2 protein-coding genes are annotated in these 1196 nt (G+C 57.9%); both read left to right on the plus strand.

Annotated features, from left to right (window positions below; translation table 11 throughout):
• Positions 1 to 375 (plus strand): phosphopantetheine-binding protein (locus JM946_RS29855; RefSeq protein ID WP_203171114.1); only part of this gene is annotated, 375 nt, incomplete at its 5' end.
• Positions 372 to 1196: condensation domain-containing protein (locus JM946_RS29860; protein ID WP_203171115.1), on the plus strand; the 825-nt coding region annotated here is incomplete at its 3' end. The genes JM946_RS29855 and JM946_RS29860, both read left to right, overlap by 4 nt.

A 1196-nucleotide genomic window follows, 5' to 3' on the forward strand; every position in this document is an offset into this window, starting at 1 on the left:
AGTCGAGAGTATGAAGCGCCGCAGGGCGAGGTGGAGGAGGTGCTGGCGGGGATCTGGCAGGAGTTGTTGCATGTGGAGCGGGTGGGTCGCCAGGACAACTTTTTTGAGCTGGGCGGGCACTCGCTGTGGGCAATGCAAGTGGGTGCACGGCTGCAATCCTGCTTGCTCATCGAAGTACCCATCAGAGCTCTATTTGATTTTCCGGTGCTACGGGATCTTGCTGAACATATCGAAAAGATGCGTCGTGCGCAGCTGATCGCTGATAGCGCGGATGGTAACGCTGAAGCAGAGCAGCTCCTTGAAGCAATTGCATCGATGTCTGAGGACGAGGTCAGGAAGCTGCTTCAGGCAATGAAATTGGAGGAAACCACGTGATCAGAAGGTCTGAAGCGGAAGAAAAGCTGCGCACCCTGTCGGAGCATCAGGCAAAACTGTTTCAACTGCTTCTGGAGAAGAAGAGAGCTCAACGGTCTCGGCAGCAAATCATCACTCGCTACCCACGAGAGAAGGCTGCGAAAGTTCGGGTTCGGACTTCCGGGGCGCAGCAACGGCTTTGGTTTATCGAACAGCTGGAGAACAGCAACGCCGCCTACAACATACCCATCGCCGTACGCCTGTATGGAAATCTGGATCGTCGTGCGCTGCAGGCAGCGCTGGAAACGGTCGTCCAGCGGCACGAAATATTGCGCACAGTTTTGACTCAGGTCGACGGGGAGCCCGTTCAGGAGATCGAGCCGACCGCCCCGTTTGCACTGGTGCATGTGGATTTGTCGGAGCTTGACCCAACCGCACAGTCAGCTGCGGTAGACCGGCAGTTACGTGAGGAATCGACAACTCGTTTCGATCTGAGCTCAGGGCCACTGATTCGCGGTCGGCTCCTGCGTCTGCGAGAAGCTGAGCACGTGCTTGCTATAACCATGCACCATATCGTGTCCGATGGGTGGTCCGTTGGAGTGCTTCTCCGGGAACTTACAGCCCTCTACAGCGCATATCGCGAAGGTAAGCGGGACACATTGCCACCATTGCCGATTCAGTACGCTGATTATGCACAGTGGCAGCGCGAACGGTTGGCCCGGGGGGAGTTCGAGGAACAGCTGAACTACTGGGTGGCGCACCTCCGAGGAGCGCCGGGGCTGCTGGAGTTGCCGACGGACCGGCCGAGGCCTGCGACGCAAAGCTTTCGCGGTGGGAGTGTG

It is taken from the genome of Steroidobacter gossypii, from assembly GCF_016801985.1.
In the GTDB taxonomy this organism is placed as follows: Bacteria; Pseudomonadota; Gammaproteobacteria; order Steroidobacterales; family Steroidobacteraceae; genus Steroidobacter; species Steroidobacter gossypii.